Raw genomic sequence first — 23,335 nt, 5'->3', positions numbered from 1 at the left:
GGTCAGCGCCAGCGGGCGATGACCGTGGACCCGCCGACCACCTTGTCGCCCGGCCCGACCAGCGGGTCGGCGGCCTCGGCGGGCAGATAGACGTCGGTCCGGGAGCCGAACCGGATCAGTCCGAAGCGCTCGCCCCTGGCCAGCAGCGCGCCGATCGGCGCGCGCTGCACGATCCGGCGGGCGATCAGCCCGGTCCGCTGCGCGACCACCACGGTGCCGCGAGCGGTGTCCAGCACGGTGTACGCGGCGACGTTGTGCTCGGCGTCCGGCTTCATCGCGTTGACGAAGCCGCCATCGGCGACGAAGTAGTCCACCACCTTGCCGGCGACCGGAGCGCGGTTGACGTGCACGTCCAGCACGGACAGGAAGACGGCGATCCGTAGCCACTCGCCGTCGCCGAAGCGCTCGTCGTGCAGCCGCTGCACCGACAGGACCTTGCCGTCCGCGCTGGCGACCACGGCGCTCGGGTCCTCCGGCACGTCCCGTTCGGGGTCCCGGAAGAACGCGGCGACCGGCCCGGCGGCCAGGGCCGGCAGCAGCCACAGCTTGGACGACGGGCGCGCCACCCGGGCCAGCGCCGCGAGGCCCAGCGCGATGCCCGCCGCCGCCACGCCGTTGGAGTCGATGTGCATCCCCCGGGTCACCGGCACGCTCGACGGCCGGTACGCGGGGGCCAGGCTGTCGGCGGCGGCCGGGCTGGCCGGGGTGAACCGCAGTCGGTAGACCCGCACCGGCGGCGAGTTACGCAGCACCAGATCGGCGCCGACGCCGTAGAGGGCGTCCTGTCGGGCCAGTTCGGCGGCGGCACCCTCGGTGCGGCCGGGGGTGGCGACGGTCGCCACGCTCAGCACCGCGCCGTCGGTGAGGTACTTGACCAACCCCTCGACGCCGCTGCGGGTGGCCTCGGCGGTGCCGGTGAACGCCTCAGCGGCGATGACGACCTCGGCGGCCTCGGCCTCGGCCAGCGAGTCGACGACGCTCACCCGGTCGGCCACCCAGCGGCCCTGGGCTGTGACGTGCTCGCTGAGCGCTGCGGCGCCGAACGGCTCGGCGGGCACCACGGTGAGCCGGTCACCGGGGAGCAGCGCGTCGACCGCCGCGGCCAGCACCGCGGATTCCGGGGTCACCCCGACCAGCAGGGCGGCCTTGGGGTCGTTGATCCGGGCCAGCTCGGCGACGAGGGTACGGGCGGCTCGCTCGCCGATGCGGACCGGACCGGACCGGCCGGTGGTACGCACGGCGGGGGACTGGGTCATGTCGGGCGGGCTCCTGACGGGGGTAGAGACGGGAATCGCGGCGGGACCGCCATGGGCGGGACGGGCCGGCCGGCGGAGGCGAGATCTCCACCAGCCAGCATATGCGTCCGTCCGCGCCGGCCGCACCGCCGTGGTGATGCGGTGGACCGACGCGGACGGGTGCCCGGGGTCAGACCTGCCTGCGCGGACCCTCGCGCTCGTCACCCGGCTGGTCGCCGGTGGTCCCGACCGGCTCGTCGGACCGGGTCGGCTCGTCCCCCTCGGACGAGGTCGGGCGGGCGAGGTTCCCGATGGTCGGCTCGTCGTCTCCGTCGCCGGGAATGGGCTCGGTCGACGGCTCCGCCGGCGGATGCGCCAGCCAGGCCGGGTGAATCACGTCGGTGGTCGGCACGTCCTGCGCCCGTACCTCGGTGGTCGGCGTCTGCGACGTCGGGTCCGAGGAGGGCGTCGGGTCCGAGATGAGCGTCGGGTCGGAGGAGGGAGTGTCCCAGGTGGACCGTTCGGCCTCCCAGACCGGCAGGGCCGCGCCGGACGTCGACGTGGCGGCATCGGAGACGGCCGCGCCCGACACGGGTGCGGCGGCCTCGGCGGCGGCGGCGGCCTCGGCGGCGCCGGCCTCGGCAATTGGCTCCGGCTGGTTCGGTCGAGCCGAGCGCAGCGCGCCGACCAGCCCGAAGACGCCGATCAGGATGAGCGCGCCGGCCAGGAACCAGCCGACCGGTGGCAGTGCCAGCCCGAGCAACTGGGCGAGCAGCCACCAGGCTGACAGCGCCAGGAACACGAGCCCGAAGGCGAACGACACCAGATCGGTGCGGTGAGCCTTCATCGGGTCACCTCCAGGTTGCCCGCATTGACATGAACGTAGAGGCGCAGGGTCCCGCCGCCGGGCCCGTCCGCGCCGACGTCGGTGGATTCCCGCAGGCGGCCGTCCAGCCCGCCGGAACGGTTGCCGAAGATGTTGGCGTCGCCCGCGTTGACGTCGGCCACCGTGGTGACGTCCACGTTCGGCGGTACGACCACCGTCGCCTGGCCGAAGTTGACGGCCACTGTCACCTGGCTGTCCCGTTTCGCGAAGTTGATCCCGCGTAGGTCGAGCACGGCGTCACCGAAGCTGTTCTCGTACCGGTCCGCCAGGTCGCGGTAGTCGGTGGGTGCCCAGGTCACCGCGCCGTCGACCCCCCGGATCCGGTCGTACGACTCGGCGACGGTCGCCGTGCCCAGCGCCGCCGCTGTCACCAGACCGAGGGCGATGAGCCAGCGCGCCCGCCCGAACCACGTGCCGACCAGCAGGCCCAGCGCGATCGTGGCCAGCGCGGCCGCGAAGTACGCCGAGGCGCTGACGGCGAAGACGTCCAGCAGGTCGAGCAGGGCGACCAGACCGAGTACCAGGAAGATCAGCGAGAAGGTCACCGCACCGAGCGGCGACCGCTCCTTGGGGCGCTTCGGCGGCTTCGGTGGCTTGGCCGGACGAGGCGGGGCCGGGGGCGGCGACGCGTACGGGCCGTGCGGCGCGAACGGAGGGCGGAAACCGGAGGGCGGCGGGGCGGTCGGATGGCTGCCCGGCGCAGTGGGTGTGCTGCTCACCGGAGCGGACGGCCAGCCGACGCTGGGCATGGCGGTGCTCGGCCAGCCGGGCTGGGCAGCCGTCGTGCCGGCCGGTTGCCCGGACGTCGGGCCGACCCCGGACACCGGCTGCGTCGCGCTGGTCGGCGGCGCGTCGTACGCCGGGACGGTGACCGTGGGCGCCGCCCCCGTCGTCGCGGTGGCGTACTCCGGACCGGTGCCGAACATCGGCGGCGTCGCCGCCGGGCCGGTCGACGGCGCAGCGCCGTACGACGGTGCGGGCCAGGTCACCGGTGGGACGACCGGACCGGCCGGGTTGCCGAACGGTACGGCGGGCGGGGGACCGCCCGGGGTGCCGGGCCGTGGGTTGCGGCCGTCCCGGTTGAGCAGGAGCGCGCCGGCGACCAGGATGGCCGCGCCGAGCAGCACCGCGCGGAAGGCGTCGGTGACGATGTACGCGAAGCTGGCCGCGACCAGGATGCCCAGGACGATCACCGTCACCGGGGACATGCTGGAGCGACCACGACCGAGCATGGACTCGACGGGGGACGCGGTGTCGCCCTCGTTCGGGATGATCAGCCAGGCGGCGACGTACACCAGGATGCCGATGCCCCCGAAGAACCCGAGCACCGCGAGCAGCACCCGCCAGAGCACCGGATCGGTGTTGGTGGCGCGCCCGATCGCCGCGCAGACACCGGCCAGGTACCGCCCCTCGCGCGGGCGGACCAGCCCGTACCGCGAGGTGAAGCCGGTGCCGCCCAGCGGCGGTGGCGGCGCGGACGCACCGGGACCACCCGGCCCTGGCGGCGTGCCGCCCGGGCCGTAGCCGGTGCCCGCCGCGAACCCCGGGCCCGGGCCGTGGCCCGCCGCGGGCGGCGTGTGGCCGCCGGCCGGCTCGCCGGGCACGGTGCCGGCGGTCGGGTCGGTGCCGGCGTGCGGACCGAAGGTGATGGGCTCGGTCCATTCGGCGGGCGTGGTGGGCGGGGGCGGTGCTGAACCGCCCGGCTGTGCCGACCCCGGTCGGGGTGGCGGGGCAGCTTCCTCGGTCATGCTTCGATCCTGCTGCCCGGTCCACCCGAACGACCTCAGGACCCGACCCTGACCCCACCCTGAGATCCGGCGGCCGGAATGTCGGGGGCGTCCCCGTGGTCGTGGACGCCGCAGCGTGTGACGATCGAGTCACCGACCTCGACCTGTCCGCCACCGTGACCAGGGAGCCTCCGATCAGCACCGTGACCTCGCCCCCGCGCCTGTATCGCGCCCCGGAGCACCGGATGGCCGCCGGCGTCGCCGCCGGTATCGCCGACCATCTCGGCATCTCGGTGCTGCGGGTGCGCGTCGCGTTCATGGTCCTGCTCGGGCTGAGCGGGCTCGGCCTGCTGCTCTACGCGGCCTTCTGGGCGGTGGTGCCGCTGCGTCCCGGTGACACCGCGGTGCCGCCCCGGCGGGACGTCGCCCAACTCCTGCCGTTCGTGGGGATCGGGCTCGGTGTCCTGTTGATCCAGGTGATGGTCTTCGACTCGGTCGGCGCGGCGGGCACCGCCGGTTGGTTGGTGGCCATCATCGCGGTCGGCGCCGGCGTCATCTGGCACCAGTCCGCGCCCGAGCGGCGGCGACAGTGGGGCGACGCGATGCCGGTGCCCTGGCTCGGCGCGGTCGTCGAGGAGAGCGACCGGCGGGCCTTCGTGCTCCGGTTCATCGGCGGGGGGATCCTGGTCGCGGTCGGCATCATCGGTGTCGCGGCCGTCTACTCCCCGGCGCAGAACTTCGACGCGGTGATCAACGGCGTGATCTTCGCGCTGGTCGGGCTGGCGGGCGTCGGCGTGGTCGCCGCGCCGGTGCTCTGGCGGACGTACAGCCAGCTCCGCTCGGAGCGCGAGGGGCGCATCCGCGAGCAGGAGCGGGCCGAGTTGGCCGCGATGGTGCACGACCAGGTGCTGCATACGTTGGCCCTGATCCAGCGCAACGCGGGCGACGTCAAGGCGGTGCAGCGGCTGGCCCGAGGGCAGGAGCGGTCCCTGCGCAACTGGCTCTACAAGCCGACCGCCTCGCCGAGCGAGCGCTTCGCCGCAGCCCTGGAGCAGGCCGCAGCCGAGGTCGAGGACACCTTCGCGATCAGCGTGGAGACGGTGGTGGTGGGGGACCGGGAGACCGACGAGAAGGTCGGGGCGATCGTCGCGGCCGCGCGCGAGGCGTTGGTGAACGCCGCCCGACACGCCGGCGTGCTGACCGTCTCGCTCTACGCCGAGGTGGAGCCGGATCAGGTAAGCGTCTTCGTCCGGGACCGAGGGAAGGGCTTCGACCCCGATACGGTGGAGGACCACCGGCACGGCGTCAGCGGCTCGATCATCGGGCGAATGAAGCGGCACGGCGGACGGGCCGAGATCCGGTCCGGCCCGGGGGAGGGGACCGAGGTCCGGTTGATCCTGCCGATCTCCCGGGACTCGTCCGCAGCGGAGAGGACCAGATGACCATGGCCGAGCAGCCGACCGAGCAGGTCGACCCGGCGAACGCCCGCCCCGAGCGGCTGCGGGTGTTCCTGGTGGACGACCACGCGATGTTCCGTGCCGGGGTACGCGCGGAGTTGGGCGCCCACGTCGAGGTGGTGGGCGAGGCGAGCACGGTGGCCGAGGCGGTCACCCGGATCGCCGCCGTCGGCCCGGACGTGGTGCTGCTGGACGTGCACATGCCCGATGGCGGTGGTCGCGCGGTGCTGGAGGCGATGCGGCGTACGCACCCGCAGGTCAAGTTCCTCGCGTTGAGCGTCTCCGACGCGGCGGAGGACGTGATCGGGCTGATCCGTGCCGGTGCCCGCGGGTACGTCACCAAGACCATCTCCCCGGACGAGCTGGCTGCCGCGATCCGGCGGGTGGCCGACGGGGACGCGGTGTTCAGCCCACGGCTGGCCGGGTTCGTGCTGGACGCCTTCGCGGCCCGTCCGGATGCGCCGGTGGCCGACCCGGAGCTGGACCAGCTCACGAACCGTGAGCGGGAGGTGCTGCGGCTGCTGGCCCGGGGGTACGCGTACAAGGAGATCGCCAAGGAGCTGTTCATCTCCATCAAGACCGTGGAGACGCACGTGTCGAACGTGCTGCGCAAGCTTCAGATGTCCAATCGCTACGAGCTCTCCCGCTGGGCGGCGGACCGCCGGCTCGTGTGACGGCGCGTCGACACCGCCGGAGATCAGCGCCGACACCGCCGGAGATCAGAGAAACCGCCGGCGCGCCCTCGTACGCCCAGCCGATGATCGTGTCCGGGTAGCCGTAGGGGCCCTCATCCGGATGGGTCGAAACATGAGTGGTGACGCACGTCCCATCGGGCCGAGTGGCCGTGGGGCGTGCGCGCCCGCTGGGGCCGGGTTGCCAGGCGGGCGCAACGTATTTCCTGCTCAGTGCCGCCTGCGTCGACCGTTTTATGATCATTTTTCAAGTATCGGCAACGTGGCGGGCAACTAACGGCTTGATAACGGCACCTTCACGGAAGAGGCCAGTGGGTGTCACAGTGGCAGCACCTCACCATCGGTGTGTGGCACTCCGTACGCCCCACGACCACGATCCTGCCGATCTCGGCGGCCCGTGGCTGTGTCGATTGCGTCGTGTCACGCCTCGTTGGTGGGGAGCCCGGCGGATCGGAACATCAGGGGTGTCCCCAACTTCCCTGTGGTCCCGGCGACCCGCGCCCCGGGGTGGTCGGGCGGTGTCACCCCCAAACGTGCGTGAAACCCACGACGGAACCTGGTTAGAAAGAGGAGGCCCCTCGGAATGAGAGTCTCGAAGCGGGCGACGAGCGCCATCGCGCTCAGCGCGGCTGCCGCGCTTGTCGCGAGCGGTTGCTCGAGCGGCGGCAGCGACGACAATGCCGCCAGCACGGATGGCTCGATCGTTGTTCACGGCGTCCAGCCGGAGAACCCGCTGGTCCCGTCGAACACCACGGAGACCGGTGGCGGCAAGATCATCGACTGGCTGTTCACCGGCCTGGTCGAGTACCCGAACGACGGTGGGGCCCCGCGTAACGCGCTGGCCGAGTCCATCAACACCACGGACTCCAAGGTCTTCACGATCAAGATCAAGGCCGGTACCAAGTTCCACGACGGTACCGAGGTCAAGGCGAAGAACTTCGTCGACGCCTGGAACTGGGCCGCCTACTCGCCGAACGGTGCGCAGAACGGCACCTTCTTCGCGGACATCGCGGGCTTCGACCAGACCTACACCACGGACCCGGACGGCGCGGACGGCCCGAAGAAGGCCCCGGCCCCGACGGCCGACAAGCTTTCCGGCCTGAAGGTCATCGACGACCAGACCTTCGAGGTCACCCTGGCGGCGCCGACCGCGGTCTTCCCGACCAAGCTCGGCTACAGCGCCTTCATGCCGCTGCCGGACGTGTTCTTCACCATGAAGCCGGAAGAGTTCGGCAAGACGAAGCCGATCGGCAACGGCCCGGTGAAGTTCGTGTCCTGGGAGGACAACTCCCTCATCAAGCTGACGCGCTTCGACGACTACAATCTCCGCGACAAGATGAAGATCAAGGACGTCGACGTCAAGCTGTACCAGGACGACAACGCCGCCTACGCCGACCTGCTGGCCAACAACCTCGACTTCATGGAGGTTGTCCCCACCTCGGCGCTCGCCGGTGACAAGTGGAAGACCGACCTCGCTGACCGGGGCCGCTCGACCGTCACGCCGTCGACCGCGTTCATCGCGTTCCCGATCTACGACAAGCGCTTCGCGAACCCGAAGCTGCGTCGTGCGGTGTCGCTGGCGGTCAACCGGCAGGAGATCTCGGACAAGATCTTCTTCGGTACCCGCAAGCCGGCCGACAGCTGGGCCAACCCGCTGACCCCGGGCGCCAAGCCGGGTAACTGCACCGCCTGCAAGTTCGACCCGGAGACGGCCAAGACGCTGCTCGCCGAGGCCGGCGGATTCACCGGTGAGATGGTCTTCTACTACAACGCGGACTCCGCCCACAAGGACTGGATGGACGCCGTCGCGCAGCAGATCAAGACCAACCTCAACATCAACGCTCGGGCCGAGGGTGTGCCGACCTTCGCGGTGTTCCGCCAGAACATCAACGCCCACAAGATGACCGGCCCGTACCGCGCCGCCTGGCAGCAGGACTACCCGGACGTGGAGAACTGGGTCAACCCGCTCTTCGTGACCAACGGCTCCTCGAACGACGGCCTCTACAGCAACCCCGAGGTCGACGCCCTTGCCAAGCAGGCCAGCGGCGCTCCGAGCCTGGAGGCCTCGCACGAGGCGTTCGCCAAGGCGGTCGAGAAGGTCGACCAGGACGTTCCGAGCATCCCGGTCTACTTCTACGGTCAGCAGTCCGGCCACTCGGAGAAGATCAAGAAGCTCGAGCTGAACAACGTCGGCGAGATCGACATCACCTCGGTCGAGCTCTGATCCGAACGGTCTGACCCCGGGTCGGGCTCGCCACATCCGGTGAGCCCGACCCGGGGCCGTTCCGCGATTGGGTGTTACAACACTCCACTCGCACGTTGTCACCACCGTGTCGGCCGTCCGACGCGCCCCCTGTCTGGAGGACCACCCCATGGGCCGTTATCTGTTGAGACGGCTGCTCCAACTCGTGCCGGTCTTCATCGGTACGACGTTCCTGATCTACTGGCTCGTCTGGGCCGTTCCGGGCGATCCGTTCGCCGGCAAGTGCGGCGAGCGTCGCTGCCCGGACCAGTACATCGCCTTCATGACCGAGAAGTACCACCTCGACCAGAACGTCTTCGTGCAGTACGGCAACTACATGAAGAACCTGCTCCAGGGCGACTTCGGTCAGACGTTCCAGCAACGCGAGATCAGCGACATCATCGCGACCGCGTACCCGAACACGCTGAAGCTGGCCGTCGTGGCGCTCGCCATCGAGGCGATCATCGGCCTCGGCGCCGGCGTGCTGAGCGGTCTGCGGCGCAACGGTTTCCTGGACAACCTGGTCCTGGTCTCCACCCTCTTCCTGATCGCGCTGCCGGTCTTCGTGGTCGGCTTCGTGCTGCAGTGGCTGCTGGGCGTGCAGTGGGGCATCATCAAGCCGACCGTCTCCTCCGAGATGCGGTGGTCCGAGCTGATCGTGCCGGGCTTCGTGCTCGGCAGCGCGTCAGTGGCGTACATCGCCCGGGTGGCGAGAACGAGCATCGCGGAGAACCGCCGCGCGGATTACGTGCGTACGGCCATCGCCAAGGGCCTGCCGATGCGCCGGGTGGTGGGTGTGCACCTGCTGCGCAACTCGCTCATCCCGGTGGTGACCCTGCTCGGCACCGATCTCGGTGCCCTGATGGGTGGCGCGATCGTCACCGAGGGGATCTTCGGCATCAACGGAATCGGCCGCCAGGTCTTCCGGGCGATCATCACCAAGGAGAGCGCCACGGTGGTAGGAATCGTGGTCGTCCTGGTGCTGGTCTATCTCGTGATGAACCTGCTGGTTGACCTGCTCTACGCCGCCCTGGACCCGAGGATCCGTTATGAGTGACCCGAGTACCGCATCGATCGTCAGTACCCCTGGCGCACACCCCACCGACTCTGCCGCCCCCGCCACCGCGGGCCAGCCGCAGAGCAACGAGAAGCCGCGTGGCCTGCTCGGCGACGCCTGGCGCGACCTGCGACGCAAGCCGCTGTTCTGGATCTCGGCCACGCTGATTCTGATCTTCCTGCTGATGGCGGCCTTCCCGGCGCTGTTCGCCCCGGGCGACGCGGTCAACGGCTCGCTGTCCCGCAGCCTCAACAAGCCGTCCGCCGATGGCTGGTTCGGCTACGACGTGCAGGGCCGCGACGTCTACGCCCGGGTCATCTACGGCGCGCGTGCGTCCATCCAGGTCGCCGTGCTCTCCGTGCTGGGCACCCTGCTCATCGGCGGCACCATGGGCATCATCTCCGGCTACCGCGGTGGCTGGGTGGACGGGCTGCTGAGCCGGATCGCCGACGTCTTCTTCGGTCTGCCGTTCGTGCTCGGCGCGATCGTCATCCTGACCACCTTCAACGGCTCGGGCGCCGGCAACAGCAAGAACAAGATCATGGGCCTGGTGACCGCGTCCCTGATCGTGCTGAGCTGGCCGGTCGTGATGCGGCTGATGCGCTCATCGGTGCTCGCCACCAAGGAGGCCGACTACATCGTGGCGGCCCGCGCGCTGGGTGCCGGCACCGGCCGGATCATCCTCAAGCACCTGCTGCCGAACTGCCTGGCCCCGCTGCTGGTCTACGGCACGATCATGGTCGGCTCGTTCATCGGTGCCGAGGCCACCCTGTCGTTCCTGGGCGTCGGTCTGAAGTCGCCGGTGGTGTCCTGGGGCATCATGATCAGTGATGGGCAGAATTTCGTCCGGGTCGCGCCGGGACTGGTCTTCTTCCCCGCCGCGTTCCTCGTCACCGCAGTGCTGAGCTTCGTGATGCTCGGTGAGGCGGTCCGCGAGGCCCTCGATCCGAAACTCCGCTAGGGGATATCTAGTGTCCGACATTCTCGTGTCCGAGCAGTCAGCGTCGGGCCCTGGCCGGTCCGGGCGTCCCTCCGGCCGGCTGCTCGAGGTCGACGACCTGCGGGTGGAGTTCCGCACCCGGGACGGCGTCGCAAAGGTCATCAACGGAGTCACGTACCACGTCGACGCGGGAGAGACCCTCGCCGTGCTCGGCGAGTCCGGTTCCGGTAAGAGCGTCACCGCGCAGACCATCATGGGCATCCTGGACACGCCGCCCGGCTTCGTGACCGGTGGGCAGGTCCGCTTCCACGGCAAGGACATGCTCCGCATGTCCGCCGAGGAGCGCCGCCGCATCCGCGGCGAGGGCATCGCGATGATCTTCCAGGACGCGCTCTCCGCGCTGAACCCCGTCTTCACCGTCGGGTTCCAGATCGCCGAGCAGTTCCGGGTCCGGCGGGGCATGGGCCGCGCGGAGGCCAAGAAGCGCGCGATCGACATGCTCGACCAGGTCAAGATCCCGAACGCCAAGGGTCGGTTCAACAACTACCCGCACCAGTTCTCCGGCGGTATGCGGCAGCGCGCGATGATCGCGATGTCGCTGGCGCTCGACCCCGAGGTGCTGATCGCGGACGAGCCGACCACTGCCCTCGACGTGACCGTGCAGGCCCAGATCATGGACCTGCTGGCCGAGCTCCAGCGCGAGCGGCAGATGGGCATGATCCTGATCACCCACGACCTCGGCGTGGTCGCCGACGTCGCGGACCGGATCGCGGTCATGTACGCGGGCCGGATCGTCGAGGAAGCCGACGTGTACGAGCTGTACGCCAAGCCGGCGCACCCGTACACGCTGGGTCTGATCGACTCGATCCCGCGCCTCGACGAGAAGGGGCAGCAGCTCCGGACGATCAAGGGCCTCCCGCCGAACCTGATGAACATCCCGCCGGGCTGCCCGTTCAACCCGCGGTGCCCGATGGCTCAGCCGGTGTGTCGGGAGAAGGTCCCGCCGCTGCTGCAGGTCGGCCCCGCCCGGGCCAGCGCCTGCCACTTCGCCGAGGAGCTGGTGAACCGTGTCTGAGAACATCCTCGAGGTCAATGACCTGGTCAAGCACTACCCCGTCACGCAGGGTGTGGTGTTCAAGAAGACCGTCGGTCAGGTCAAGGCGGTCGACGGGGTCTCGTTCGGTCTGCGCGCTGGAGAGACGCTAGGCGTGGTCGGCGAGTCGGGCTGCGGCAAGTCGACGCTCGCCCGGGTGCTGATGAACCTGGAGAAGCCAACCGCGGGCAACGTGATCTACAAGGGCCAGGACATCTCCAAGTTGTCCGGTGGGTCGTTGCGGCGTCTGCGCCGGCAGATCCAGCTGGTCATGCAGGACCCGTACACCTCGCTGAACCCGCGGATGACCGTCGGTGACCTGCTCGGCGAGCCGTTCGAGATCCACCCCGAGGTGGCGCCGAAGGGCAGCCGCCGGGCCAAGGTCCGTGAGCTGCTCGACCTGGTCGGGCTCAACCCGGAGCACATCAACCGGTACCCGCACCAGTTCTCCGGCGGTCAGCGTCAGCGCATCGGCATCGCCCGCGCCCTCGCGCTGCGGCCCGAGATCATCGTCTGCGACGAGCCGGTGTCGGCGCTGGACGTCTCCATCCAGGCCCAGGTCATGAACCTGCTGGAGCAGCTGCAGGGCGAGTTCGGCCTCTCGTACGTCTTCATCGCGCACGACCTGTCGGTGGTCCGTCACCTGTCGGACCGGGTCGCGGTGATGTACCTCGGCAAGATCGTCGAGATCGGCACCGAGGACGAGATCTACGAGCGACCGACCCACCCGTACACCCAGGCTCTGCTCTCCGCGGTGCCGGTGCCGGACCCGACCCAGCGGCACAACAAGACGATCATCCGGCTCACGGGTGACGTGCCCTCGCCGGTCAGCCCGCCCTCGGGCTGCCGGTTCCGGACCCGCTGCTGGAAGGCGCAGGACGTCTGCGCCGAGCAGGTCCCGCTGCTGGAGATCCGCCGGGGCTCGGACCACCCGAGCGCCTGCCACTTCGCGGAGAAGCGCGAGATCGTCGCCACCCACGAGGTGTGAGTCACCGAAACCGCCTGCCGTCGTCATCACGACGACGGCAGGCGGTTTTCTCTGTTCGGGTGTTGGCCGGACCGGTCACGCGGCGTCGGACAGCGGTGTCAGCAACCCGGCTGTCGCCCGGGACGGGCGGTGTGGCCTTACTTCAGGTAGCCGTGCCCCCGGTGTGGCCGTGCTGGGGCGGCTCACAGCGGGCCGCGGCCCGCGCGGAGCAGCAGCAGGGCCAGTTGGGTGCCGTCGGCACCCAGCGCGACCCGGAACCGCTCCAGGATCTCCCGTTCCCGAGAGAGCACCAGGCGGGTCCCGCCGGACGCCATCCGGGTCGCCCCGACCTCCTGGGACAACGCGGCCCGCTCCTGCCAGAGCGTGATCAACGCGTTGTCGATCTCGTCGATCCGTTCCCTGATCTGCACGATCCGCGCCGAGGCGGACGGCTCCTGGGTGCCGGTCTGCTGCTCGGCCGGCTCGGCGTCCGCGCCCGTCGCTGGCGCGGCCACCACCGGCTCAGCCCCCTGGACGGCGGGCTGCCCCGCTCGGGTCGGGCCGCCGCTCTGCTCCATCACGTCTGTCATCATCGGGTACCTCTCGCACTGTGGTGCCCGGTGCCCGGAACCTGGGACGGAAAAAGCCCCGGACTCCAGGAGCCCGGGGCTTTAGCAGGTCTGAACGATCAGGCGCGACCTACGGCAGCCGGACTCCCGGTGCCATAGTAAAAGGAGAAGCGCGCAGCGATCACGCCGTCGAGTATGCCCACGCCGCAGCCGAGTGCGCAAGCATTCCGCGTCGCGAAGGGCGCACGTCGCGCCGTGGCGGCGCCCGGATGGTGCTGGCCGTCGGGCACGGGCTGCTGAGCGCCAGCGGCGCAGTGTCCGACCCGCGGCATAGACTTGTCGGGCGATGCATCCTCTCTTCGACATCCCCGCGTCCCCGCCTGCGCCGGAGTCCGCGCCGGCCCGCCCGCACCGACCCGGGGCGGCCGCCGCGCGTCTCGATCCGCAGCAACTCCTCGCCGGGCTGAACGGGCCGCAGCGCGATGCCGTCAGCCATGCCGGCTCGCCGCTGCTGATCGTGGCCGGCGCCGGGTCCGGCAAGACCCGGGTGCTCACGCACCGGATCGCCTATCTGCTGGCCGCCCGGGACGTGCACCCCGGTGAGATCATCGCGATCACCTTCACCAACAAGGCCGCCGGTGAGATGAAGGAACGCGTCGCCGCGCTGGTGGGCCCCCGGGCCCGCCTGATGTGGGTGTCGACGTTCCACTCGGCCTGCGTGCGGATCCTGCGGGCCGAGCACGAGCACGCCGGCCTCAAGTCGACGTTCTCGATCTACGACGCGGACGACTCCCGCCGGTTGATGCAGCTGGTCACCCGCGAGCTGGATCTCGACCCCAAGCGCTACCCGGCGCGTGGTCTGGCCGCCCAGGTCTCCAACCTCAAGAACGAGCTGGTCGACCCGGAGCAGTTCGCGGCACGGGCCACCGGCCCCAACGAGCGGGCGCTGGCCGAGGCGTACACGCTCTACCAGCGTCGGCTGCGTGAGGCACACGCACTGGACTTCGACGACCTGATCATGACCACGGTGCACCTGCTCCAGTCCCACCCGCACGTCGCGGAGAGCTACCGCCGGCGGTTCCGGCACGTGCTGGTGGACGAGTACCAGGACACCAACCACGCCCAGTACGTCCTGATCAAGGAGCTGGTCTCCGGCACCGACGGGCTGGAGCCCGCCGAGCTGTGCGTGGTCGGCGACGCCGACCAGTCGATCTACGCGTTCCGGGGCGCGACGATCCGCAACATCCTGGAGTTCGAACGGGACTTCACCGACGCGCGGACGATCCTGCTGGAGCAGAACTACCGCTCCACCCAGACCATCCTCAACGCGGCCAACGCGGTGATCGACCGCAACACCTCCCGCAAACCCAAGCGACTGTGGAGCGAGGCCGGCGCCGGCGAGCAGATCGTCGGCTATGTCGCCGACACCGAGCACGCCGAGGCCGACTGGGTGGCCCGGGAGATCGACCGGCTGGTCGACGCCGACGAGACCCGCCCCGGCGACGTCGCCGTCTTCTACCGCACCAACGCCCAGTCCCGCGTCTTCGAGGAGGTGTTCATCCGGGTCGGCCTGCCCTACAAGGTGGTCGGCGGGGTGCGCTTCTACGAGCGCAAGGAGGTCCGCGACGCCCTGGCGTACCTGCGTTCGGTGGTCAACGACGACGACACGGTGAGCCTGCGGCGAGTGCTCAACACCCCGCGCCGGGGCATCGGCGACCGCGCTGAGGCGTGTGTCGAGGCGCTCTCCAGCCGCGACCGGATCTCGTTCGGCGCGGCGCTGCGCCGGGCCCGGGAGGCGCCGGGCATCTCCAGCCGGGCGGCCAACGGCATCGCGGACTTCGTGGCGCTGCTCGACGGCGCCCGCGAGCTGGCCGAGACCGGCACCCCGGAGGAGGTGCTGGAGGCGCTGCTGACCCGATCCGGCTACCTCACCGAGCTGGAGGAGAGCCTGGACCCGCAGGACGCCGGCCGGGTGGACAACCTCCAGGAGCTGGTCAGCGTCGCCCGCGAGTACACCGAGCGGATCGAGGCGCTGGGCGAGGAGGGGGAGCGGGCCACCCTGGCCGGCTTCCTGGAGCAGGTGGCCCTGGTCGCCGACGCTGACCAGATCCCCTCCGATGACCCTGACCACCAGGGCGTGGTCACCCTGATGACGCTGCACACCGCCAAGGGGTTGGAGTTCCCGGTGGTTTTCCTGACCGGGCTGGAGGACGGCGTCTTCCCGCACCTGCGCTCGCTGGGCGACACCCGCGAGTTGGAGGAGGAGCGCCGACTGGCGTACGTCGGCATCACCCGCGCCCGGCAGCGGCTCTACCTCTCGCGAGCGGTGACCCGCTCGGCATGGGGGCAGCCGTCCTACAACCCGCCGTCGCGCTTCCTTGAGGAGCTGCCCGCCGAGTTGGTGCACTGGGAGCGCACCGAGGGGTCGTACACCTCGTGGGCCGGCGGGGGCGGCGGCGTCGGTGGCCGCGCGGACCGCGCGCCCGGCGCGCGTGGCAACTTCACCGGGGGTACGCCGAAGGCAGCGCAGCTGGCCCAGCGGCTCGGGGTGGACGCCAGCCGGCTGACCACCGCCAGCGAGCTGCCGCAGGGGCCGAAGGTGTCCGCGGGTGACCGGGTCAACCATCAGCGGTACGGGTTGGGGCGGGTGCTCGCCGTCGAGGGGCACGGCCCGGGCGCCCGCGCGCAGATCGACTTCGGCGACCAGACCATGTGGCTGGTGCTCCGGCACGCCCCGGTCGACAAGCTCTGACCCGTCTGGATCAGGAAAGAGTGGCCTCGGGTACCGCTGAGGCCACTCTTTCCTTGTCGTCACCCGCGGAGAGCGCCGGGATGTCGCCTCAGCAGCCCAGGTCGACGCCGCGGGCCCGCATGAACGGGGCCGGGTCGATCTGGTTCCACATGCCCTGGTGCACCTCGAAGTGCAGGTGCGGGCCGGTGGCGTCACCGGTGGCGCCCTCGTAGCCGATGACCTGGCCGGCTTTGACCGCCTGGCCGACGGTGACGGCGATGCGGCTCTGGTGGGCGTAGTGGGTCAGGTAGCCGTTGCCGTGGTCGATGAAGACGGAGTTGCCGTACCCGTCGGAGGCGTCGCCGGCCTGGGTCACGGTGCCGGCGGCGGCGGCGTGGATCGGCGTACCGGAGGGCAGCGCCAGGTCAATACCGGCGTGCAGGGTGCCCCAGCGCTGCCCGTAGCAGGACGTCACGGCCGCGCCCGGCATCGGGTCGACCCAGGCGGGTGTGGGCCTGGTGGTCTTCTTCGGCTTTGGCTTCGGCTTGGCCTTGGCGACGGTCTTCGTGGGGGCCGGGCTGGTGCTGACCGCCGACGGGCTCGGCGTCGGGCTGAGCGAAGGGGTGGCCGGGGCGCTCGATTCACGGACCGAGCGGTCAGCCCGGTCCGCGGCCTCGGCCCGGGACTGCGCGTCGAGGGACACGGCGGCGGGTGTCGGGGCGTTGGTGCCGCTGGTGGCGACGGCGACACCGCCGAGGCCGAGAGCTACCAGGGCGGCGGCCCCGAGCACGATGAGGCGGTTCCGCCGGCCGGTGCGCCGCGACGGCGCGGTCTGGCTGGTGTCGGGGGTGTTCTCGTTCTGGACGGGGCTGTCTTCCTGCACGGCGGACCTTCACAGTCGAGGGGCACTTGACCTCGAAATACTGGTGTCGGACCGAGACGTGGCAGGCGGGGGGACCGAACCTTCGGACCGAGAGCGGACGGCAGGGTGCCCGGGTATGACCCGCTTCGCGGCGCTACATCCGGAAAAGTGATCATGCTGGTGGGTGCCGTCGGTCACATCCACTGCTGTGACCCGGGATACATCGGCGAGCGCCGCCTAACGAAAAACCGCCCGGATCGACAGATCCGGGCGGTCAACGGTCGTTACGCGCTGTCAGGAGGCGGCTACCTCGCTGTAAATTGCCTCGACTTGCAGCTTGATGTCCACTCCGCGTTCCTGGAGGAACGGCACCGGGTCTTCCGGCTGCCCCTTGACATGGATCTCCAGGTGCAGGTGCGTGCCGTACGCGTGGCCGGTCTGGCCCACGAGGCCGAGCTGGTCGCCCGCCTTGACCTGCTGGCCTTCCTTGACGCTGACCGCGGAGGAATGGCCGTAGATGGCCTCGCTGCCGTCGGTGTGCTGGACGATCACGGCGTTGCCGTACCCGCCGAACCAGCCGGCCTTGGTGACCAGCCCGTCGTGGATCGCCACGTAGGGCGTCCCCTCGGGGGCGACCAGGTCCACGCCGGTGTGCATCTTGCCCCAGCGGACGCCGTACGGGGAGTTGAAGTCGTAGCCCTGCAGCGGCAGCAGCCAGACCTCTTTCTCGGCGCTGTCCGTGCTGCGGCTGTCCCGGGAGGCGCGGTCGGCGTTTTCCGCACGGGCCGCGGCGTCCTGGCTGGTGACCGACGCCTGCTTGAGCTCGTCGAGGACCGTCGGGCTGACGTCCTTGGCGTCCGGCAGGGCGCTCGCTCCGAGGGCCACGATGCCGGCACCGACGAACGCGGTGGTGACGACAGCGGCGTAACGGCTGCGGGGTGGGGTGGGTACGCGGCGGCGACCGCGATATCGATCGGGCTCAGACGACAGGCGCTGGCGCACGCACACCCTCCGTTGTCGGGGTTCCGAAGCGGCCGGTGGAACGTCCTCTGAGACTCCGGTGAGGCGTCCGCTGACCGCGTCGTCACCCGTCCATGGACCTGATGACAACCGTGGACACGTTAGCCAACCGCCAGGCGAGTCACAAGCTAGACCGAAAAATTGGCGTGTCGATCTGTCCGTTTGCGTCCGTGATTGTCATGCATCGTGACGCTGAACGGTGCCCCCCTCGCTGCCCGTTCGTCGCCGAGCGTGACCGTTCCGGCGGAGTCGTCCGGCTTGACTCCGGACGGTGCCGGGATGACGTCCCGGCCCTGCCAGCGGCGCGGCTCGGGCCAAGCCGGGACGATGCCGGGGCGGACACCTCAGGTTGCGCGGTGGACACGCCGGGTAACGGCTGGTGACAGAGCCCGGATTTCCCGGGCCGGGCCCGCCGGGTTACCGTTCGTTAAGGTGAAGGCGGTCAAGCCGGTGAAAGGTGTGCGCTGATGAGCTCTCGGATTCGGGTCGTCGTCGCGAAGCCGGGCCTGGACGGCCACGACCGGGGCGCGAAGGTCGTCGCGCGCGCCCTGCGAGACGCCGGCATGGAGGTCGTCTACACCGGCCTGCACCAGACTCCCGAGCAGATCGTGGAGACCGCCATCCAGGAGGACGCCGACGCGGTCGGCCTGTCCGTGCTCTCCGGCGCGCACATGACGCTCTTCCGGCGGGTGCTGGAACTGCTCGGTGAGCGGGACGCCCGCGACATCGTCGTGTTCGGTGGCGGCATCATTCCGAACGGCGACATTCCCGAGTTGGAGAAGCTGGGCGTCGCGAAGATCTTCACGCCGGGCGCCACCACCCAGGCGATTGTCGAGTGGGTCCGCGAGAACGTGGCCCAGCCGGTCTCCTGAGGAAACGCCGAACTGCTGCCCACTGATTCTGGGCACGGGGGAGGGGCCGGACGCACCCCTCACACGTCCGGCCCCTCTATGCACGATGCCCCGCCGCCACCCCTCGACCGACAGGGCATCGGCCGTATCCCGTCTTTGCGCTGTTCAGCGCTCCGACATCTGACTCAACGACGCCCCCACGGCAGGGTTACGCAAGCCGGGCAACATCGCCCGGACGGTGGATGCCACCGGGTTATAGCCGGAAACCGGCCACACCTGATGTCCGGTTGTGCATTACCGCACACCGCGCACCCGCTCGGTTGCCGGTGGTGCCGACCTCGCTAGGCTGCGGCCAATGGCCTGTTTCAACTGATGACAGGCGTCAAACTGTTTTCTGAACGCTGGTGGCGGCGCGACGGCGCGCCGCGGAGACGGGACGGGACGCGCAATCGTGGACCTGTACGAGTACCAGGGGCGGGACCTGTTCGAGCGGCACGGCTTGCCCGTGCTGGCCGGCGGCGTCGCCACTACCCCGGAAGAGGCCCGCGCGATCGCCGAACGCCTTGGCGGCCGTGTGGTCGTCAAGGCGCAGGTAAAGGTCGGCGGCCGAGGTAAGGCCGGCGGCGTCAAGCTGGCCGAGGGCCCGGATGAGGCGGTGGCCCGGGCCACCGACATCCTCGGCATGGACATCAAGGGTCACACCGTCCACAAGGTCATGATCACCGTGACCGCGGACGTGGCCGAGGAGTACTACTTCTCGTACCTGCTCGACCGGGCGAACCGCACCTTCCTCTGCATCGCCAGCGTCGCCGGCGGCATGGACATCGAGCAGGTCGCCGCCGAGACCCCCGACAAGGTCGTGAAGGCCCCGATCGACGCCGTGAAGGGCGTTGACGAGGCCAAGGCCCGGGAGATCGTGACCGCCGCCGGCTTCCCGGCCGAGGTGGCCGACCAGGTGGTCGAGATCGCCGTCGGCCTGTGGCAGGCGTTCGTCGCCGAGGACGCCACCCTGGTCGAGGTCAACCCGCTCGCCAAGAACGGCGACGGCCGGATGCTGCTGCTCGATGCCAAGATCAGCCTGGACGAGAACGCGGCGTTCCGGCACCCGGACCACGAGGCGCTGGTCGACCAGGCCGCCGTGGACCCGCTGGAGCAGGCCGCCAAGGCCAAGGACCTCAACTACGTCAAGCTCGACGGCGAGGTCGGCATCATCGGCAACGGCGCGGGTCTGGTCATGTCGACCCTCGACGTGGTCGCGTACGCCGGTGAGCGGCACGGCAACGTCAAGCCCGCCAACTTCCTCGACATCGGTGGCGGCGCGAGCGCCGCGGTGATGGCGAACGGGCTGGAGATCGTGCTCTCCGACCCGGCCGTGAAGAGCGTCTTCGTCAACGTCTTCGGCGGCATCACCGCCTGCGACGAGGTCGCCAACGGCATCATCCAGGCGCTGGCCCTGCTGGAGCAGCGCGGCGAGCAGGTCACCAAGCCGCTCGTCGTCCGTCTCGACGGCAACAACGCCGAGGCTGGCCGGGCGATCCTGGACAGCGCGAACAACCCGCTCGTGCAGCGGGTGGACACCATGGACGGTGCGGCCGAGCGGGCCGCCGAGCTGGCAGCTGCGGGGGTCTGATCATGGCTATCTGGCTGACCAAGGACTCGAAGGTCATCGTCCAGGGGATGACCGGTTCCGAGGGTTCCAAGCACACCCGGCGGATGCTGGCCGCCGGCACCAACGTCGTCGGTGGCGTCAACCCGCGCAAGGCGGGCCAGACCGTCGACTTCGACGGCACCGAGCTGCCGGTCTTCGCGTCTGTCGCGGACGCGATGGCGCAGACCGGGGCCGACGTCACTGTCATCTTCGTGCCGCCGCAGTTCACCAAGGCCGCCGTGGTCGAGGCGATCGACGCCGCGATCGATCTGGCCGTGGTGATCACCGAGGGCGTCCCGGTGCACGACACCGCGTCGTTCTGGGCGTACAACGTGGCGCAGGGCGAGCGGACCCGGATCATCGGGCCGAACTGCCCGGGCATCGCCTCGCCGGGCGCGTCCAACGCCGGCATCATCCCGGCCGACATCACCGGCTCCGGCCGGATCGGCCTGGTCAGCAAGAGCGGCACGCTGACCTACCAGATGATGTACGAGCTGCGCGACATCGGTTTCTCCACCTGCGTCGGCATCGGCGGTGACCCGATCATCGGGACCACCCACATCGACGCCCTCGCGGCGTTCGAGGCCGACCCGGAGACCGACGCCATCGTCATGATCGGTGAGATCGGTGGCGACGCCGAGGAGCGGGCCGCCGAGTTCATCAAGGCCAACGTCACCAAGCCGGTGGTCGGCTACATCGCCGGCTTCACCGCTCCGCCCGGCAAGACCATGGGTCACGCCGGGGCGATCATCTCCGGCTCGGCCGGCACCGCCGAGGCGAAGCAGGCGGCGCTGGAGGCCGTCGGCGTCAAGGTCGGCAAGACGCCGACCGAGACCGCGAAGCTGATGCGGGAGATCATGTCCGGCAGCTAGGGCGCAACAGGCCCTAAGTCGATTGGCAGCACGAAGGGGGTCGACCGGTGACGGTCGGCCCCCTTCGGCGTACGCGTCAGTCGTTGTTCCAGAACGGGTAGTTGCCGGTCGAGCGCAGGATCGCCCCGCCGATGATGTTGATCACGCCGAACGCGATGGCGAGATAACCGAGCAGCGGCGACTGCCCGTACCGCCGGGCGTCGCGGATGGACAGGTAGCCGAAGACGATGCCGAAGATGCCGCAGCAGATCAGCCCCAGCACGATGCCCAGCACGCCCCAGAGGGTGGTTCGGTCGCGTCCCCGAGCCGGTGGTGGCGGGGGAGGCGGATATGGCGTCGTCACAGCTTCCTCCGAGCGCTCGTGGGCGACGTGCCGGCCTGGACCGCGACCGGCGGGCCCATCCCGGGTGGCGGCGACTCGCGCCCCCTCAGGGCCGAGGCTAGACCGGCCCGGGTGGGCAGGACGTCGGTTCGGTGAACTCGCCGACCTTAGGAGGGGTTAACGGACTGCCACCGCCCGCGCGACGTGCCAGAGTAGAGCGGATGTCCCCCGTCACCCCTGACCGTCCCAGCCGTCCCGGCGGTGTGAGCGCCGACGACCGGCCGGTCGACCGTGCCGCACCGGCCCGGCGGGTGCCCGCGCCTCGCGCGGGTGAGTCGCCGCGCGGGCGGGCGCCGTTGCCCGTCGCCGCCGGGGTGGCCGCCGCCTGGGCCGCCGTCACCTCGTACCTGCCGGTCGCCATCGTGCTCGGCCTGGTGCAGCTCGGCGCGGATGGCACCACCCTGACCGGCGCCCTGCGCACCGCGCTGGCCGGCTGGCTGCTCGGGCACGGCGTGCCGTTGCACACCGAGACCGGGCCGCTCGGGCTCGCCCCGCTGGCGCTGACAGTGCTCGCGCTCTGGCGGCTGAGCCGCGCCGGCGTGCACGTCAGCCGCGCGATCGGTGCTCGCGACACCCGCTCACCGCGCCGGGCACTGCTCGCCGCGGTCGCGGTCGGCGTCGCGTACGCGCTGCTCGGCGCGCTCGCGGCGGTGCTGGTCGGCACCGGCGGGCCGAATGTCTCGCTGATCCGGGCGGGCGCCACGTTCGCGGCGGTCGGCACACTCGCCGCGCTGGTCGGCGCGGTCCGGATCACCGCCGTGACCCGGCTGCTCGTCTCCCGCCTTCCGAGCCCGGTGCGCGACGGCGTTCGCACCGGCCTGGTGGCCGGGCTGCTGCTGCTCGGCGCGGGCGCGGGAGCGGCCGGCCTGGCGGTGGCCACCGGTGGCGGCGACGCGGCCGACATGATCGGGGCGTACCGGACCGGGGTCGCCGGGCAGGCCGGCATCACCCTGGTCAGCGTCGCGTACGCGCCCAACGCGGCGGTCTGGTCGACCAGTTACCTGCTCGGGCCGGGGTTCGCGGTCGGGACGGACACCGCAGTCCGCACCAGCGAGGTGTCGGTCGGCGCGCTGCCGGCCGTGCCGCTGCTTGCTGGCCTGCCGCGCGGCCCGGTGGACGGCTTCGGCACCCTGCTGCTCGCGGTGCCGGTGCTGGCCGGGATGGTCGCCGGTTGGTTGCTCGCCCGGCGGGTGGCTCGACTCGGCGGGCCGGAGCGGGCCGCCCGGCGCTGGGCCGGTCTGCTGGTGCCGGCGGTGCTGGCCGGGCCGGTGGCCGGGGTGCTGCTCGGTGCGGCCGCGGCGGTCTCCGGTGGGCCGCTCGGCGCCGGCCGGCTGTCCCAGGTCGGCCCGGTGGGTTGGCAGGTCGGTGCGGTGGCGGCCGGTGTCATAGCGGTCGGCGCGCTGATCGGCGCCGCCGCCACCCGGGCGCTGACCCGCGGGCCCGCCCAGTAGACGAGCGCGGGGCGCCCCGGGTGAACCCGGAGCGCCCCGTCGACATTCGAACCCGTCAGGGCTGGGTGGGCAGGTTGACCTGCGCCACCACGCTCAGGATGAGCAGCAGGATGCCCAGCCCGACGCCGACCGCGCCGCAGATCAGACCGGCCTTGGCCTGGCCGGCGTTGTTGGCCTGACCCTGGGCCACCTTCTGCTTGGCGAGGTAGCCGGTCACGATGCCCGCGATGCCGACCGGGATGCCCAGGTACAGGCAGCAGACCAGCGGGATCGACGCGATACCGAGGATCATCGAGACCAGGCCGAGGGTGTTGTTCTGCCCCTGCGCCTGCGGGTACCCGGCGTTCGGGTAGGTCGGGCCCGCGCCGTACGGGGGCTGCTGCTGCGCGTACGGGTCGTTGGGCTGCTGACCGTACGGCTGGCCCGGGGAGGGCTGCTGACCGTACGGGGCCTGCGGCGCGGCGTACGGGTCGTTGGGCTGCTGACCGTACGGCTGGCCGGAGGTGGGCTGCTGGCCGTACGGGGAGGCCGGCGGCTGGGGAGCGGTCGGGTCCTGGTTGGGCTGCTGGCCGTACGGGTCCTGACCGGGGTTACCGGGCTGCATTCGAGAAGCTCCTTGGACTGGTTCCGTCAGTTGGTGCTCTTATTTCCAT

General features: G+C 70.8%; 19 protein-coding genes and 1 pseudogene. 12 read left to right on the top strand and 8 right to left on the bottom strand.

The window, feature by feature from the left end; genetic code table 11:
* Positions 1 to 2: 2 nt before the first annotated feature.
* From ACZ6NZ_RS13765 to ACZ6NZ_RS13755, 3 genes and pseudogenes are all read right to left on the bottom strand, one after another.
* A complete protein-coding gene (locus ACZ6NZ_RS13765; protein WP_465858511.1) occupies positions 3 to 1,256 on the bottom strand; it encodes a phosphatidylserine decarboxylase in 1,254 nt (417 codons plus the stop codon).
* A 562-nt stretch (positions 1,257 to 1,818) separates the two neighbouring features.
* Positions 1,819 to 2,082: pseudogene (locus ACZ6NZ_RS13760) on the bottom strand (hypothetical protein); the annotation flags it as partial.
* On the bottom strand, positions 2,079 to 3,869 hold the full coding sequence (locus ACZ6NZ_RS13755) for a PspC domain-containing protein (protein WP_465858510.1): 1,791 nt from the start codon (positions 3,867 to 3,869) through the stop codon (positions 2,079 to 2,081). The pseudogene ACZ6NZ_RS13760 and the gene ACZ6NZ_RS13755, both read right to left, overlap by 4 nt.
* A 155-nt stretch (positions 3,870 to 4,024) precedes the next feature.
* On the opposite strand from ACZ6NZ_RS13755, the gene ACZ6NZ_RS13750 reads away from it, so the two are divergent.
* The 7 genes from ACZ6NZ_RS13750 to ACZ6NZ_RS13720 all read left to right on the top strand — a co-directional run bounded on the left by ACZ6NZ_RS13750 (position 4,025) and on the right by ACZ6NZ_RS13720 (position 12,317).
* Positions 4,025 to 5,290, top strand: a complete 1,266-nt coding sequence (locus tag ACZ6NZ_RS13750; protein ID WP_366612200.1) for a PspC domain-containing protein — start codon at positions 4,025 to 4,027, stop codon at positions 5,288 to 5,290.
* 2 nt (positions 5,291 to 5,292) lie between these two features.
* Entirely contained in the window at positions 5,293 to 5,979 is a 687-nt protein-coding gene (locus ACZ6NZ_RS13745) for a response regulator (RefSeq protein WP_465858863.1), read from the top strand.
* Between the two features lie 601 nt (positions 5,980 to 6,580).
* On the top strand, positions 6,581 to 8,221 hold the full coding sequence (locus ACZ6NZ_RS13740; protein ID WP_366612064.1) for a peptide ABC transporter substrate-binding protein: 1,641 nt from the start codon (positions 6,581 to 6,583) through the stop codon (positions 8,219 to 8,221).
* A 148-nt stretch (positions 8,222 to 8,369) separates the two neighbouring features.
* Positions 8,370 to 9,296, top strand: coding sequence for an ABC transporter permease (locus ACZ6NZ_RS13735; protein ID WP_334503812.1), 927 nt, complete (start codon positions 8,370 to 8,372; stop codon positions 9,294 to 9,296).
* Entirely contained in the window at positions 9,289 to 10,257 is a 969-nt protein-coding gene (locus ACZ6NZ_RS13730) for an ABC transporter permease (RefSeq protein ID WP_465858509.1), read from the top strand. Before ACZ6NZ_RS13735 ends, ACZ6NZ_RS13730 begins: the two co-directional genes overlap by 8 nt.
* Before the next feature lie 25 nt (positions 10,258 to 10,282).
* The gene (locus ACZ6NZ_RS13725) at positions 10,283 to 11,311 is read left to right on the top strand and encodes an ABC transporter ATP-binding protein (protein ID WP_366612197.1); all 1,029 of its coding nucleotides are present in this window, start codon (positions 10,283 to 10,285) and stop codon (positions 11,309 to 11,311) included.
* Positions 11,304 to 12,317 (top strand): ABC transporter ATP-binding protein, encoded by a 1,014-nt coding sequence (locus ACZ6NZ_RS13720; protein ID WP_366612061.1) that lies wholly within the window; start codon positions 11,304 to 11,306, stop codon positions 12,315 to 12,317. Before ACZ6NZ_RS13725 ends, ACZ6NZ_RS13720 begins: the two co-directional genes overlap by 8 nt.
* 182 nt (positions 12,318 to 12,499) lie before the next feature.
* Here the strand turns inward: ACZ6NZ_RS13720 and ACZ6NZ_RS13715 are convergent, their stop codons facing one another.
* Entirely contained in the window at positions 12,500 to 12,889 is a 390-nt protein-coding gene (locus tag ACZ6NZ_RS13715) for a chorismate mutase (protein WP_366612060.1), read from the bottom strand.
* Between the two features lie 322 nt (positions 12,890 to 13,211).
* Between ACZ6NZ_RS13715 and pcrA the strand changes: the two genes are divergently transcribed.
* The gene (gene pcrA, locus ACZ6NZ_RS13710) at positions 13,212 to 15,617 is read left to right on the top strand and encodes a DNA helicase PcrA (RefSeq protein WP_465858508.1); all 2,406 of its coding nucleotides are present in this window, start codon (positions 13,212 to 13,214) and stop codon (positions 15,615 to 15,617) included.
* A gap of 88 nt (positions 15,618 to 15,705) precedes the next feature.
* On the opposite strand, the gene ACZ6NZ_RS13705 is transcribed toward pcrA, so the two are convergent.
* Together ACZ6NZ_RS13705 and ACZ6NZ_RS13700 are read right to left on the bottom strand one after the other, a co-directional pair.
* Positions 15,706 to 16,479, bottom strand: a complete 774-nt coding sequence (locus tag ACZ6NZ_RS13705) for a M23 family metallopeptidase (protein ID WP_465858507.1) — start codon at positions 16,477 to 16,479, stop codon at positions 15,706 to 15,708.
* A 273-nt stretch (positions 16,480 to 16,752) separates the two neighbouring features.
* Entirely contained in the window at positions 16,753 to 17,460 is a 708-nt protein-coding gene (locus ACZ6NZ_RS13700) for a M23 family metallopeptidase (protein WP_465858506.1), read from the bottom strand.
* Positions 17,461 to 17,945: 485 nt separating this feature from the next.
* On the opposite strand from ACZ6NZ_RS13700, the gene ACZ6NZ_RS13695 reads away from it, so the two are divergent.
* The 3 genes from ACZ6NZ_RS13695 to sucD all read left to right on the top strand — a co-directional run bounded on the left by ACZ6NZ_RS13695 (position 17,946) and on the right by sucD (position 20,849).
* A complete protein-coding gene (locus ACZ6NZ_RS13695) occupies positions 17,946 to 18,350 on the top strand; it encodes a cobalamin B12-binding domain-containing protein (RefSeq protein WP_088987674.1) in 405 nt (134 codons plus the stop codon).
* 430 nt (positions 18,351 to 18,780) lie between these two features.
* Positions 18,781 to 19,959: an ADP-forming succinate--CoA ligase subunit beta gene (sucC, locus tag ACZ6NZ_RS13690; protein ID WP_091406357.1), complete on the top strand. Its 1,179-nt coding sequence runs from the start codon at positions 18,781 to 18,783 to the stop codon at positions 19,957 to 19,959.
* 2 nt (positions 19,960 to 19,961) lie between these two features.
* On the top strand, positions 19,962 to 20,849 hold the full coding sequence (gene sucD, locus ACZ6NZ_RS13685) for a succinate--CoA ligase subunit alpha (protein WP_465858505.1): 888 nt from the start codon (positions 19,962 to 19,964) through the stop codon (positions 20,847 to 20,849).
* 76 nt (positions 20,850 to 20,925) lie between these two features.
* On the opposite strand, the gene ACZ6NZ_RS13680 is transcribed toward sucD, so the two are convergent.
* Positions 20,926 to 21,192, bottom strand: a complete 267-nt coding sequence (locus tag ACZ6NZ_RS13680; protein ID WP_196919730.1) for a DUF4190 domain-containing protein — start codon at positions 21,190 to 21,192, stop codon at positions 20,926 to 20,928.
* 200 nt (positions 21,193 to 21,392) lie between these two features.
* On the opposite strand from ACZ6NZ_RS13680, the gene ACZ6NZ_RS13675 reads away from it, so the two are divergent.
* Positions 21,393 to 22,682 carry a cell division protein PerM gene (locus ACZ6NZ_RS13675; RefSeq protein ID WP_465858504.1) on the top strand — a complete coding sequence of 430 codons (1,290 nt, stop codon included), beginning with the start codon at positions 21,393 to 21,395 and terminating at the stop codon, positions 22,680 to 22,682.
* A gap of 55 nt (positions 22,683 to 22,737) precedes the next feature.
* Here the strand turns inward: ACZ6NZ_RS13675 and ACZ6NZ_RS13670 are convergent, their stop codons facing one another.
* Positions 22,738 to 23,286, bottom strand: a complete 549-nt coding sequence (locus ACZ6NZ_RS13670; protein ID WP_465858503.1) for a DUF4190 domain-containing protein — start codon at positions 23,284 to 23,286, stop codon at positions 22,738 to 22,740.
* Positions 23,287 to 23,335: the final 49 nt, after the last annotated feature.

This window comes from Micromonospora sp. NPDC047756, assembly GCF_055587245.1.
Note: the sequence above shows the minus strand (reverse complement) of the source record. Positions and strands in the feature narration are given on the sequence as shown.